The sequence below is a fragment of the Streptomyces desertarenae genome (genome assembly GCF_042681365.1).
Classification (GTDB): domain Bacteria; phylum Actinomycetota; class Actinomycetes; order Streptomycetales; family Streptomycetaceae; genus Streptomyces; species Streptomyces desertarenae.
Genome location: NZ_JBHUFU010000006.1, coordinates 68,994 through 82,584, shown reverse-complemented (window position 1 = coordinate 82,584; position 13,591 = coordinate 68,994). Strand labels below are relative to the sequence as shown.

Sequence of the window (13,591 nt, the reverse complement as noted above, 5' to 3'; positions counted from 1 at the left end):
CGGCCGGTCACTCGGTGATCGGCCGCAGGTACCGGTCGAGCGCGGCGTCGGGCAGGACCCGGGCCAGGACGCTCATCCTGCGCACGTCCGCCCCCACCCGGTAGCGGGTGCGCGGCCGCGCGTCGGTCAGTGCCCGTTCGACGGCCCGGGCCATGTCCTGCGGGGTGGTCCTGCTCCCCCGCGCCTGCTGCTCGTTGTTCCGCAGGAAGCGCTCGAACCGAGCCCGGTACAGCTCGACGACCTCGCTCTCTGCCTTCCCCAGGGCCTCCTGGGCGACATCGGAGATCTTGCCCCAGATGGGCGTCATGATGGCACCGGGCTGGATGACGCTCACGTCGACCCCGAACCCGCGCAGCTCACGCCGCAGGACGTCGCTCATCGCCTCCTTGGCGAACTGGGCCGCCGCGTAGGCGCCCAGGTAGGGCACGGCGACGGTGCCGATGCCGGAGGTGACGTTGACGATCCGGCCGCGAGTGCGCCGCAGTTGGGGCAGGAACGCCTGAGCGACCACGAGCTGGCCCACCACGTTGGTGTCGAACTGCCAGCGCAGCCGCTCGGCCGGCACGCACTCCAGCGGCGCCGAGACGCACACGCCGGCGTTGTTGACCAGGCCCCACAGGCCGGTGCCCGCCCCGTCGGCCTCCAGCACCCCGGCGACGTGCTCGGCGGCCTCCGCCACCGACGCCTCGTCGGTGACGTCGATCCGCACCGCGGTGAGGCGGCCGTGGACGGACGCCTCCACCAGTTCCTTGCCGTCCGCCTCCCTGCGCACACCGGCGAACACGCGGAACCCGCGGTCCTCCAGGCGGAGCGCGCAGGCCCGCCCGAGCCCGGTCGAGGCGCCGGTGACCAGGACGGCCCGGCCGTACGGGGCGATCCGTCTCCTGCCGCTCGTCTCAGTGGGCATGGGTCTCCTCCTTGTCCGCCTGGTCGCGGGCGGCACCGTCCGCGACCGGGAAGGTGAGCGAGGACTCCAGCGTCCTGGTCAGTTTGCGCTCCGGCATGAAGCGGAAGTACGCGTCGCGCACCGGGCGCCTTATCGGGTTCTCGGACTGCTCGAAATCGCTGATGGAGCGAGAAGCCGCCACCATGCCGCGGGTGCGCTCGCGCCGCTCGTCCTCGTACCGCCGCAGGGCGTGCGGCAGGTCGGTGGCGCCGCGCAGGTGCCGGGCGAGGACCACCGCGTCCTCGATCGCCATGCCGGAGCCCTGGCCGAGGCTGGTGAGCATGGGGTGCGCGGCGTCGCCGAGCAGGGTCACCGGGCCGCGCCCCCAGCGCTCCAGGAACCTCCGGTCCCGGGAGGGCACGGCCAGGATGGCCTCCTCGGGCGTGACCTCGATGGCCCGGCGCACCTCGTCGGCCCAGCCCTCGAAGGCGCGGGCCACGTCGGCCTTGCCGCCCTTCCAGTCGTGGGACCGGGCGGCGGGCATGTTCTTCGTCCCCCACCAGTAGAGCAGTCCGCCGCCCATGTCCACGAGGCCGAACCGCTGCCCACTGCCCCAGTAGTGCGTGACGGACCCCTTCGTGAAGCGCGGATGGCTGAACGGGGTGAGGGCCAGCCAGCAGACGTAACCGCTGTCCCGGGAGTCCTCCGGACCGACCAGCCGGCGGCGCACCGCGGAGTTGAAGCCGTCCGCGCCGATGAGCACGTCACCGAGCGCCTCGCGGCCGTCCGCGAAACGGACCCGCACCTTCTGTGTGGCGCCGTCCACGGTGAAGTCCTCCGCGGTCGCCCCCAGAGCCATCGGTATGCCCTCGGTGGCCTCCAGCAGCGCCTGCTGGAGGGCCGAGCGCGTGATGAGCACGCTGGGCACACCGAGCCGGCCGATGATGGAGGGGAAGGGGAACTCCCTGATCAGACGACCGCGTGCGGTTCTGACGTGGTACGACTCCAGGGTCTGGCCGCGCCGGGCGAGGCCGAGGTCGAGGCCTGCCGAATCCAGGGCGGCGATGGCGTTGCTCATCACCGACAGTCCGGATCCGGCGGCCTTGAGCTCGGTCGCCCGTTCGTAGATCTCGACGTCGAGCCCGGCGCGGCGCAGGGCCGCGGCGGCCGTCAGCCCGCCGATGCCCGCCCCGACGACGATGGCCTTGTGCTTGGTCATTGTCATTCCCCGATCAGTTCGGTGACGACCCGGACCACGTGAGCTATGTGCGGCTCCTCCATGATCGTCAGGTGGTCGCCCGGTACGTCGATGACGGTGAGTTCCCCGCTGGTCCGCTCCCGCCAGCCGTTGGCGGGGTCGCGGTGCATGGACTCGATGGCCGTGTGCATCGACTCCAGGACCTCCGGAAGCGGCTCGGAGGCGTGGACGAGGACCATGTCCTGGTCGACCACCTCCGGCCGGTAGGCGAAGGCCGCACGCCAGTTGGCCTCGTACACGTGGAAGAGCCTGCGGACCACCGCGCCCGTGCTGCCCGCCGGAAGGACGCCCTCGTCCACCGCGAGCCGCGCGATGAAGTCGAACCTCTCCTCCAGGGTGGTCAGTTCGTCCGGTATCAGCTCCAGGGGCGAGTCGCCGCCTCGCCGGAGCCACAGCAGCTCCCAGAAGAACCAGCCGAGCAGGGCGTCGTCATCGGTGCGCAGCCGGCGGCCGGGGTTGAGCGCGGTGGTGTCCAGCAGGATCAGCCGCTCCACCTCCTCCCCCGCCGCCCGCAGCTGCCGGGCCATTTCGAAGGCGACGAAACCGCCGAAGGACCACCCTCCGACGACGTACGGGCCGACCGGCTGCACGCTCCTCATCCGGGCCACGTAGCCGGCGGCGATCTCCTCGACGCTGCGCAGCGGTTCGGTGCCCGGGTCGACACCGGCCGCCTGGAACGCGTAGAAGGGCAGACCGTCCGGCAGGTGCCTGGCGAACCGCACGTAGCACAGGACGTTGCCCCCCATGGGGTGGACGAAGAACACCGGGCGCCTGTCGCCGTGCGGGCGGATCGGCACCAGCGAGTCGAAGGCGGCGACGGCTCCGTCGCCGCGCAGCCGTGCCGCCAGTTCGGCCACCGTGGGGGCGGCCACGAACTCCGAGAGCGGGATGCCCACGCCGTAGCGCTGCTCGATCAGGACGACCAGCCGCATCGCGGTGAGGGAGGTGCCGCCCAGGTCGAAGATGTTGTCGTGGACGCCGACGGCGGGCAGATGCAGCACCTCGCCCAGGAGCTCGGCCAGGGCCTTCTCGTACTCGTCGCGGGGCGCCGTGGCGCCGGCGGAGTCGGGCACGGTCAGCGGCCGCTCCCGCAGGGCCTTGTCGTCCCGCTTGCCGCTGGGGGTGAGCGGCAGCGCGGGCAGCCACTCGACGTGCGAGGGGACCATGTAGTCGGGGAGGACCGAGCGCAGGTACCTGACCAGCTGTTCCTGGTCGACCCGTTCCGGATCACCGACCAGGAACGCCGCGAGGAAGGAGTCGCCGCCCTCCCTCCGCCGCGCAACGACCGCCGCCTCCGCCAGGCCCGGGTGCTCGGTGCCGAACCGGGTGATCGCCAGTTCGACCTCGGCGGGCTCGACCCGGAACCCGCGCACCTTCACCTGCGCGTCGGAGCGGCCGACGCACACCACGGAGCCGTCCGGCAGCGTGAAACCGAGGTCGCCGGTGCGGTAGAGCCGCTCGCCGGGCGCGCCGGGGCGCGGCACGAACCGCTCGTCGGTCAGCTCGGGCATCTCCGCGTAGCCGCGTGCCAGGCAGGCGCCGCCCAGGTGTATCTCCCCCTTCACGCCCACCGGCACGGGCCGCATCCGCTCGTCGAGGACGAGGACGTCGGCGCCGTCGACGGCCCGGCCGATCGGGGGCAGCGCCGGGAAGAGCGCGGGATCGCCGGTCATGGGGTGCCGGGTGACGACGTGCGATTCGGTCGGGCCGTACTGGTTCTCCAGGACGATCCCGGGAAGCGCCGCGCACAGGGAGCGGATCTCGTCGGTGATCCGCAGCTGCTCGCCGGAGGAGATCAGGGCCCTGAGCGCGCCGGGGACGATCCCGAGTGCCTGCGCCGCCTCGGCGAACTGCTGGAGCGCCACGTACGGCAGGTAGAGCCGTTGGACGCCCTCGCGGTCGAGCAGGCGCAGCAGCGCCGGCATGTCGCGGCGCTCGTCCTCGGGGACGATCAGCAGGGTCCCGCCACCGCAGAGCGTGGAGAAGACCTCCTGGAAGGAGACGTCGAAGCTCATCGGCGCGTACTGCGCGGTGACGCCTCCGACGACTCCGCTGGGGACGTCGTTCTGCCAGGCGACGAGACCGGCCAGTGAGCGGTGCGGCATCTCCACCCCCTTGGGCCGGCCGGTGGAGCCGGAGGTGAAGAGCAGGTAGGCGATGTCCTCCGGGTTGATCCGGGGGTGCGGGGAAGGCTCACCCACCGGTCCGGAGCCGTCGAGGAGGCCCTCCGCCGTGACCATGAGCCGGACGTCCTGCAGGCCGGGGAGGGCCCGGGCGCGCGCGGTGTGGGCGACGACCGCGAAGGGGCGGGCCTGCCGCAGCATGGCCGCGATGCGCTCCTGCGGGTAGTCGGTGTCCAGGGGCACCGCCACGGCACCGGCCCTGAGGACGCCGAGCATGACGGCGACCGCCTCGGGCGAGCGCTCCATGGCGATGCCGATCCGGCTGCCGGGCTCCGCTCCGATCGCCCTCAGGCGGCGGGCGGCCCGGTCGGCCGCCGCGTCGAGTTCGGCGTAGCTCCAGCGCCGGTCGCGGAAGACGAGAGCGGTCGCCTCCGGGGTCCGCGCCGCCTGTGCCTCGAAGGCGCGCACCACGTCCGGGGGGCTCCCCGCCGGCTGCCTCCCCACCGGCGCGGGCTCGGCGAGGAACCCGAAGTCGACGGGCTCGTCCGGGTGGTGGACGACGCGGTGCAGGATCCGGACGAGGGCCTGCGCGTAGAGCTCGGCCTGCGCCGGGGTGAAGATGCGGCCCTGGTGGTCCAGGCGCAGCCAGACGCGGTCCTCGACCGGCTCGACGAAGACGTTGACCAGCAGGGAGAAGTTGGTCTCCTCCCAGGTGCGGAAGTCCAGCGAGCGGATGCCGGGCAGGGAGTACACCTCGGCGAGCTGGTGGAAGTGGATGTAGTTGAACGCCGTGTCGAGGACCGTGGTGCCGAGGTCCTCCTGAATGGCGCTGAGGGGGTAGCGGCGGTGCGGGTGGCTCTCCTGCTCCCGCCGGAAGGATTCGCGCACCACCGACAGCCAGCTGTCCTTCGCGGTGTCCAGCCGGACCGGCATGGTGTTCAGGAACAACCCGGCGATGCGGTCGCCCCCCTCGTGCTCGGGCCGCCCGTGGGTCACCAGGCCCGTGGTGACGTCCTCGCTGCCCGAGAACAGCCGCAGGGCGAGCAGGTGCGCCGTGAACAGCACCGACTTCACGGGCACGGTGCGGTTCCGGGAGAACTCCCTGACGGCGGCCACGAGCTCGGCGGGCAGGTCGACGCGCCGGGTGATCAGCTCCTCGGAGCCGGGCGCCTCGTGCGGGGCGAAGGCGTCGAACTGGGGCGGGGCCGCCCCGTCGAGGTGGCGGCGCCAGTAGGCACGGGTCTCCTCGGACTCCAGCGCTCGGCGCTCGACCGCCACGTGGTGCGCGGGCGAGGGCAGGTCCGCGCCGGGGACCGGGTCGATGTCCTGCCCCATGGCGTGGGCGTAGTCCTGGAGCAGCTCCCGCAGGAGGTTGGCGACGCTGCCGCCGTCGAGGAGGGCGTGGTGGAAGCTGAGCACCAGCTCCACGCTCTGCGGCAGGACGTGGACACGCAGGTGGTACAGCGGGGCGCGCTCGAACACGTACGGGTGGTGGCGGCGCTCCTCGACGTGCGAACGGATCTCGGCTTCGGCGTGCTCGCCGGGCAGGTCGCGCAGGTCGATGACGTCGAGGGCCCTGTCGACCTCGGTGTCCACGATCTGCAGGGGCTCGGAGAAGCCGCCCAGGTCGAAGGAGGAGCGCAGCACGGGGTGCCGCGCGACGAGCCGGTCGAAGGCGGACGTGAAGCGTTCCGCGTCCCAGTCCATGGCGAAGCTGTAGCGGAAGACGTCGCGGTAGACGGCGGACTCCTGCTGGGCCTGGCTGTGGTAGATCAGGCCCAGCTGGAGCCGGGTGAGCGGGTAGGCGTCCTCGCGCCCCTCCAGGCGGGCCCGGTCGACGCCGGAGACCAGTTCGAACGGGGCGAGGACCGGGGCGGAGTCCGCGGCGGGGCCCGTGCCGACCAGGGGCGCGAGTTCCGCGACGGTGGGATGGCGCACGAGGTCGCTGAGTTCGAACCGGAGGCCGCGCCTGTCGGCCAGGGCACGGACCCGGAGCATCAGGATGGAGTCCCCGCCGAGCGCGAAGTAGTCGTCGTGGACGCCGACCCGCTCGACGCCGAGGACCTCGGCCCACACCGCGGCCATGGCCTCCTCCACCGCGTTGCGGGGGGCGGTGTGGGGACGCGGCCCCGGTCCGCCGGCCGCGGGGGCGGGCAGCGCGCGCCGGTCGGCCTTGCCGTTCGGGGTGAGGGGGATGCGGTCGATGCGCACGAAGTGGGTCGGCATCATGAAGTCCGGCAGCCTGCGCGCCAACCGGGTACGGAGTTCGAGCGGGTCGAGTTCGCTCCCGGCGACGTAGTAACCCACCAGGTGGGTGCCGCGGACGTCGTCCCTGCGGTCCACGACGATGGCGTCCCGCACCCCGCCGACGGAGGCCAGGGCGTTCTGCACCTCGCCGAGTTCGACCCGGTTGCCCCGGATCTTGACCTGCCCGTCGATGCGTCCCAGGTACTCGATGTTCCCGTCGGCCAGCAGGCGGGCCAGGTCTCCGGTGCGGTACATCCGGCCGTCGGGGTCGAACGGATCGTCGACGAACTTCTCGGCGGTCAGCTCCTGCCGCCCCAGGTATCCGCGGGCGACCTGGACGCCGCCGATGCACAGTTCGCCGGGCACGCCGATCGGCTGCGGCCGGTCGTAGGGGTCCACCACGTACAGGCTGGTGTTGTCGACGGGGCGGCCGATGGGCACGCGGCGCACGGGGTCGCCGGGGGCGGACGGGCAGTCGTAGTACGACACGTCGACGGTGGCCTCGGTCGGCCCGTACAGGTTGACCAGCCGGGGGCCGGGGCCCTGCGGGAAGCCGGGGCCGAAGATCCGGTTGAACTGCTCCACACGGGTCGGCGGCAGGGCCTCGCCGCTGCAGAAGACACGGCGCAGGGACGCTGCCTGCGCACGGAGCCCGGGGTCGTCCTCCAGCAGGTCCAGGAACGGGCCGAGCATGGAGGGGACGAAGTGGACGACCGTCACGCCCCGTTCGGCGATCGTCCGGAGGATCGTCCGGGGGTCGCGCTCGCCGCCGGGGGGCAGCAGGGCGAGCTCCGCGCCCTCGACGGCCCACCAGAACAGTTCCCACACCGACACGTCGAAGGAGACGGGGGTCTTCTGGAGCAGGACGTCGCCCACGCCGATCGGGTAGCGGGACTGCATCCAGGCCAACCGGTTGACCACCGAGTGGTGCTCGACCATGACCCCCTTGGGCAGACCGGTGGAACCCGAGGTGTAGATGACGTACGCGATGTCGCGCGCGGAGGCGGCCGGCGCCGGGCGGCCGTCCGGGGCGTCGCCGACGGCCGGATCGTCCACGCGGTGGACGACCGCGTCGCCGTCGAGCCCGGGGTCGGGGGAGCCGGGGCCGGTGAGCACGGCCTTGGCCCGGCTGTCGCGGAGCAGGAACCGGATGCGCTCCTCCGGGTAGCCGGGATCGACCGGCACGTAGGCGGCGCCGGCCTTGAGGATGCCCAGCAGGGCGGGGACGGTGTGCGGCCCGCGCTCCAGCAGGAGGGCGACCCGGTCACCGGGCGCCACGCCTCCGGCGCGCAGGGTGTGCGCGATGCGGTTCGCGCGCTCGTCGAGCTCGGCGTACGTCAGTTCGGTTCCGTCGGCGGCCCTGACTGCGGTGCGGTCCGGCGTGCGCGCGGCCCGCTCCTCGACGAGGCCGTGCACGGTCATGTCGTCGCGGTAGGGGGTGGTCGGCCCCCGCTGGAGGCGGGCCAGCTCGTCCTTCTCGGCGTCGGTCAGCACCGGGAGGGCGGGGGCGGGGGTGTCGGGCTGCTCGACGCCGGCGCGGATGAGGGTGAGCAGGTGGCCGGCCACCTGCTCGATCGGGAAGTCCTCGTCGAAGACGTCGCGCGCGTAGTCGAGGTCGACCCGCAGGTCCGCGTCGTCGTCGAAGGCGCGGATCATGACGGACAGGGCGTCCTGGTCGTGCACCGGGGCGGTGATCACGGTGTCGCGGTCGGCGTCGGGGAGCGCGTCGGGACGCGGATAGCGCAGGTACGACAGGGTGATGTCGAACAGCTGCCGGGAGCCCGCGCGGTCGGCGGGCAGCTCACGCAGCACGTCGCCGAGGGAGAGCCTCTCGTGCGTGCGCAGGGAGGCGGTGTGTTCGCGGACGGTCCGGGCGATGTCGCGCAGGGGGGCGTCCTGGGGCACGGCGACACGCAGCGGCAGGTTGTTGGCGAACTGGCCCGCCGTCCCCAGCTCCGCCTCGGTGCGCCGGTTGAGGAAGGGAACTCCGAAGACGACCTCCTCGGAGCGGTGGACGCGCGAGAAGTAGGCCGCGAAGGCGGCGGCGACGAAGGCGAACGGGGAGTTCCCGCCTTCGCGGACGCGCCTGACGAGCGCGCCGTCGATGGTGAAGGTGTGATGGCCGCGCCGGGCGGTGCCGCCGCGCGGGCGGTCGGCGGAGCGCTGGAACAGCGCGGGGGCCACGCCGTCCAGGAGTTCGCGGTGAAAGGCACGGTCCCGGGCCTGCTCGGCGGAGTCCTGGTACGCGGCGTCCGCCTCGATGAATCCGCGGTAGGAGGGGGGCGCTCCGGACGGGGCGGGGTCCGCGGAGACGCCCGTGATCCGCGCGTACTCCTCCCACATGCTGCGACTGACCAGGTTGAGCGTCCACGCGTCCGCGATCAGGTGGTGGGCGTTGAGGTGGACGTGGGTGACGTCGATGCTCTCGCGGAGCAGCGCGGCGGTGAACAGCCGGGCGCCGCGTAAGGGGAACGGCCGAGCGAAGGAACGTTCCTTCCACTGGCGGCAGGCCAGCTCCGGTTCCGCTTCGGCGGACAGGTCGACGAGTTGCACCCAGCTGTCGTCGTCGCCGTCACCGTCCTCCATCCACTGGAAGGGGATTCCGTCCCGCTCGTCGAACCGGAGCAGGAAGGCGTCGCTGCGGCGCAGCGTGCGCGCGAGGGCCGTGCGCAGTGCCTGTGGGTCCAGCTTCCCGTCGAGCCGTTCATCGAGAACAACATTGAACTGGGGGTCATCCGGCGTGCGGGATTCAACCGCCCATATGTCGCGCTGATACGAGGTAAGTGGGAGAGCGCGGTGGTCAACCACAGCATTTCCTTTCCTCTATTCACAGCTTACCGAAGCCGGCCTTATGGAATTGAATTCCGCAGGCATCCTAGGCATATTCCAATGCCCTAGGCGACTACCTAAACGAGTAGGGCCCACTACCTGCGCGGGTAGCGGCGCCTTCCGAAATCCGCCGGTGGCGGCCGGGGCGCTGCGCAGCTTTGCGCCAAGGCGAACAGCGTCTTTCCGCAGAACCAGGAAACCCCGCACACCCGGTGACATACGACCGCCGCGGGCGATGCGTGATCCTCGCCACACACGTCGGTGCGGCGGGACGGGCGGGCAGCACCGGCACCACCGCGGTCCGTCTTGTCCCTCCTGTCCGGCGCGCCCGCGGTCCGGCCCCACCGCTGCGGCATGGGCGGCCGGCGATTCCAGCACCGAAGCCGCCCGGTTTTCCGCGGCCCGCCCTCCGGCCAACGCGGCCACGGCGCAGACCCCGGCCGCCGAAGAATCGACGAAAACCACCGGCCCATTCCCCGATTCCCGCGCTATCCCTCCGGGCGGTCAATTACGGGCGGGACCCCACCGAGCGGGCCGTGTTTTCACGGCACGGATCTCGCCGCAGCCGATCGCCTCCGCGGCCGCGTCACCGGTCCCGCCGGCCTCCGGCGGCACGGCGTCCCCGGCCGGCGCCGGAACGGCCGCGAGCGGTGGCACCGCACGGCCGGGTCCGTCGGTGGACGGGCGGCGCGGGCCGGACGCGGGCCCGCTCACCGGGCGCCGTGCGCGTCCGCCCTCTCGAAGCGCCAGCGGTGGACCGGGCGGTGCAGCAGCTCCTCCGGCGGGGAGGGGAGTTCGGGCAGGTCGGCGTCGTACGGGGCGTCCCACCAGGTGACGACCAGGACGCGGTCGGCGGGCGCCGTGAAGGTCTCCCGGCGCTGCGGGGCGGGGCGGAGGGGCTGGGCGCGGACCCACTCCAGCAGCTCCGCGCCGCGGCCCTCGGCCGCACGCGCCTCCCACATCAGGGCGACGGTCACGAGGGGAGGTTCCCCGCGCTCGCCTCGTGGACGTGGGCGTGCCCGCGGCCGTGGGAGGTGCCCGGGACGTGCGGCTCGGTGACCGGCAGGGAGGAGTCGGCCGGCAGGTCCCAGTCGGAGGGGGCCCGGTTCCGGGCGACCATCTCCGCTCCCAGGGCCGCGACCATCGCGCCGTTGTCGGTGCACAGCTTGGGGCGCGGCACCCGCAGGGTGATCCCGGCGGCCTCGCAGCGCTCCTCGGCCAGGGCGCGCAGCCGCGAGTTGGCCGCGACGCCGCCGCCGATCATCAGGTGGTCCACGCCCTCGTCCTTGCAGGCCCGGATCGCCTTGCGGGTGAGCACGTCGACGACGGCCTCCTGGAAGGAGGCGGCCACGTCGGCGACCGGCACCTCCTCGCCCGCGCTCCGCTTCGCCTCGATCCAGCGGGCGACGGCGGTCTTCAGACCGGAGAAGGAGAAGTCGTAGGGCGCGTCGCGCGGGCCGGTGAGCCCGCGCGGGAAGGCGATGGCGCCGGCGTCGCCCTCGCGGGCGTACCGGTCGATGACGGGACCGCCGGGGAAGCCGAGGTTCAGCACCCGGGCGACCTTGTCGAACGCCTCGCCGGCCGCGTCGTCGATGGTGGCGCCCAGCGGCCGGACGTCGGAGGTGATGTCGGCCGACAGCAGCAGCGAGGAGTGGCCGCCGGAGACCAGCAGGGCCATGGTCGGCTCGGGCAGCGCGCCGTGTTCGAGCTGGTCGACGCAGATGTGGGAGGCGAGGTGGTTGACGCCGTACAGCGGCTTGCCCAGCGCGTAGGCGTACGCCTTCGCCGCCGAGACGCCCACCAGCAGCGCGCCGGCCAGGCCGGGTCCGGCGGTGACGGCGATCCCGTCGAGGTCGCTCGCGGCGACGCCGGCCTCCTTCAGGGCGCGCTGGATGGTGGGGACCATGGCCTCCAGGTGGGCGCGGCTGGCGACCTCGGGCACCACGCCGCCGTACCGGGCGTGCTCGTCGACGCTGGAGGCCACCGCGTCGGCGAGCAGGGTGTGCCCGCGCACGATGCCCACACCGGTCTCGTCGCAGGAGGTCTCGATGCCGAGTACCAGGGGTTCGTCAGCCATGGGTCGTCGTTCCTCGGGGTCGCGTGGGGCCGGCCGCGGCGGCCGGGTCGGGGTCGGGGTCGGCCGGACGGCGCATCACCAGGGCGTCCACGTTGTCCGGCTGGTAGTAGCCGCGGCGCAGGCCGACCGGTTCGAAGCCGAAGCGCTCGTAGAGGCGCTGGGCGCGGACGTTGTCCACCCTCACCTCCAGCAGGACCTCCCGGCACTCGAACTCGGTGGCGGCCCTGAGGAGTTCGGTCAGCAGGCGGGAGCCCAGCCCGGTGCCCCAGCGGTCGCGGGCCGCGGCGATGGTCTGGACGTCGCCGGTGTCGCCGGCCGCCGCCAGACCGGCGTAGCCGGCCACGCGCCCGCCGGCCTCGGCGACGACGTAGCGGCGGGTGGCGCGCGGGCCGCGGGCGTGGGCGAGCTCGGACCAGAACAGGGCGGGCGACCAGGCGTCGTGCGGGAACAGCTCCCGCTCCAGCTCCAGCACCGCCTCGATGTCCCACCAGCGCATCTCGCGGAGGACCGGCTCGTGCGGGACGTCCTGCGCGCCGCTGCCCGCGGCCGGGGTCGCGGGGCCGGTCACCGGGGCGTGACCACCTTGTAGTTCGCGGGCACCTTGGCGTCCGGCCGCCTCAGGTACAGCGGCAGCGGGGGCAGGAACCCCCGCTCCTCCCCCTGCCCGGCGCCCGCCGCGAGCCGCTCGGCGGCCAGCGCCGCCAGCGCGGCGGCGGAGGCGTGTTCGGGCAGGTCCTCGCGCACCCCGGTGAAGGTCTCGGCGTACATCCGCGCGCCCAGGCCCACCGCGGGCGCCCCGGCGACCGTCCCGGCGATGTCGGCGGGGCGGTCCACGGACGGTTCGCCCAGGCGGGTGCGGGCGTCGGCGTAGCGCGCCCAGTACACCTCCTTGCGGCGGGCGTCGGTGGCGACGGTGAAGGGGCCCTCCAGGCCGGCCGTCCCGGCGGCGTACGCGATGCCGTCCAGGGTGCACAGGCCGTGGACGGGGATGCCGCGGGCCGCGGCGAGGGTCGTCGCCGTCATCAGGCCGACCCGCAGCCCGGTGTACGGGCCGGGGCCGACGCCGACGACGATGCCGGTGACGTCCCCGAGCGCGGCGCCCGCCCCGGTCAGGACGCGGTCGACGGCCGGCAGCAGCAGTTCGCCGTGGCGGCGTGCGTCCACCTCGTCGGAGGAGGCGAGGACGCGTCCGCCGTCGTGGAGGGCGACGGTCACGGCAGGGGTTGCGGTATCCAGAGCGAGCAGGAGCACGCTTTCAGCCTACGGCTCTCCGGGAACCGCCTGTCGCCGGAGGCCGTCGGCCGCACGGCCTCCGCTACGGACTGCTACCGTCGGGCTTACGATCTGACCGGCCGGGTGGACCGGCCGGGGGTCGCCGCGTCCCGCGGCGGCCCGGTGGTTCGGGTGGTCCGGCGGGCGGTCGGACGCGAGTACCGGAGGCGGACGAGACGGTGGCACCGAGCAGCGCGGGGACGGTCGTGGCCGGACTGACCGCGGCAGCACTCGCCGCCGTCGGCTTCCTGGCCTACCAGGCGGACGCCGCCCAGGAGCGGCGCTCCGGCGGGCCGGACCGCAAGCCCGCCGCGTCGTCCTCCCCCTCCCCCGGCGCGGCGGAGGCGAAGGAGCGCGAGGAGCGCGCGCGGACGGCGCTGCCGCCCGGCTCGGGCACCGGTGAGCGGGTCGTCTACTCCGTGGGCTCGGACCGGGTCTGGCTGGTCGGGGCGAACGAGGCGGTCACGCGCACCTACGAGGTCGTCCCCGGTGCGGTGGATCCGCAGCCGGGCGAGTACACCGTGACCTCCCGCACCGAGCGCGTCACCGGGTCCGACGGTGTCCCGGTGGCCCACGTGGTGCTGTTCACGCAGGTGGACGGGGTCGTGGTGGGCTTCAGCGCGGCCGTGGACGGATCGCTGCCCGAGGGCCCCCCGAAGAAGGGCACCGGAGGAATCCGTTCCGGTTCCGCGGACGGCGAGGCGATGTGGCGGTTCGCGACGGCCGGCACGAAGGTCGTCGTCGTCCCCTGACCCGCCGGCCGGGAGCCGTCCACCGCACCGGCCCGCCGGCCCCCCTCCCCCGGCCCCCTCCCCGGCGCCTTCCCCCCCACCGCCCCCGGGAACGGGCGGTCACGTTTGCCCGCAGGGTCGTTCGAACAGACGGTGAACAGGCGACCA

8 protein-coding genes are annotated in these 13,591 nt (G+C 73.6%); 1 reads left to right on the top strand and 7 read right to left on the bottom strand.

The features are described 5' to 3' along the window. Positions 1-7: 7 nt before the first annotated feature. The 7 genes from ACFSJS_RS11930 to tsaB form a co-directional block, all read right to left on the bottom strand. Positions 8-907: an SDR family oxidoreductase gene (locus ACFSJS_RS11930; protein WP_380899328.1), complete on the bottom strand. Its 900-nt coding sequence runs from the start codon at positions 905-907 to the stop codon at positions 8-10. Next, positions 897-2,105 (bottom strand): FAD-dependent monooxygenase, encoded by a 1,209-nt coding sequence (locus ACFSJS_RS11925; RefSeq protein ID WP_380899327.1) that lies wholly within the window; start codon positions 2,103-2,105, stop codon positions 897-899. Before ACFSJS_RS11925 ends, ACFSJS_RS11930 begins: the two co-directional genes overlap by 11 nt. Before the next feature lie 2 nt (positions 2,106-2,107). Then, complete coding sequence (locus ACFSJS_RS11920; RefSeq protein WP_380899326.1) at positions 2,108-9,322, bottom strand: amino acid adenylation domain-containing protein; 7,215 nt, start codon at positions 9,320-9,322, stop codon at positions 2,108-2,110. 731 nt (positions 9,323-10,053) lie between these two features. Further along, entirely contained in the window at positions 10,054-10,320 is a 267-nt protein-coding gene (locus ACFSJS_RS11915) for a hypothetical protein (RefSeq protein ID WP_380899325.1), read from the bottom strand. Next, entirely contained in the window at positions 10,317-11,420 is a 1,104-nt protein-coding gene (gene tsaD / locus ACFSJS_RS11910; protein WP_380899324.1) for a tRNA (adenosine(37)-N6)-threonylcarbamoyltransferase complex transferase subunit TsaD, read from the bottom strand. Before tsaD ends, ACFSJS_RS11915 begins: the two co-directional genes overlap by 4 nt. Continuing rightward, positions 11,413-11,916 (bottom strand): ribosomal protein S18-alanine N-acetyltransferase, encoded by a 504-nt coding sequence (gene rimI, locus ACFSJS_RS11905; protein ID WP_380899669.1) that lies wholly within the window; start codon positions 11,914-11,916, stop codon positions 11,413-11,415. Before rimI ends, tsaD begins: the two co-directional genes overlap by 8 nt. A 68-nt stretch (positions 11,917-11,984) precedes the next feature. Beyond that, a complete protein-coding gene (gene tsaB, locus ACFSJS_RS11900; protein WP_380899323.1) occupies positions 11,985-12,671 on the bottom strand; it encodes a tRNA (adenosine(37)-N6)-threonylcarbamoyltransferase complex dimerization subunit type 1 TsaB in 687 nt (228 codons plus the stop codon). A gap of 200 nt (positions 12,672-12,871) precedes the next feature. On the opposite strand from tsaB, the gene ACFSJS_RS11895 reads away from it, so the two are divergent. Then, complete coding sequence (locus ACFSJS_RS11895; protein ID WP_380899322.1) at positions 12,872-13,444, top strand: hypothetical protein; 573 nt, start codon at positions 12,872-12,874, stop codon at positions 13,442-13,444. The last annotated feature ends 147 nt before the right edge of the window (positions 13,445-13,591 follow it).

Bases quoted from the DNA above. Each gene is read 5' to 3' on its own strand.
- ACFSJS_RS11930 (WP_380899328.1), bottom strand. From the start codon at position 907: ATGCCCACTGAGACGAGCGGCAGGAGACGGATCGCCCCGTACGGCCGG.
- ACFSJS_RS11925 (WP_380899327.1), bottom strand. From the start codon at position 2,105: ATGACCAAGCACAAGGCCATCGTCGTCGGGGCGGGCATCGGCGGGCTG.
- tsaD (WP_380899324.1), bottom strand. From the start codon at position 11,420: ATGGCTGACGAACCCCTGGTACTCGGCATCGAGACCTCCTGCGACGAG.
- rimI (WP_380899669.1), bottom strand. From the start codon at position 11,916: ATGCGCTGGTGGGACATCGAGGCGGTGCTGGAGCTGGAGCGGGAGCTG.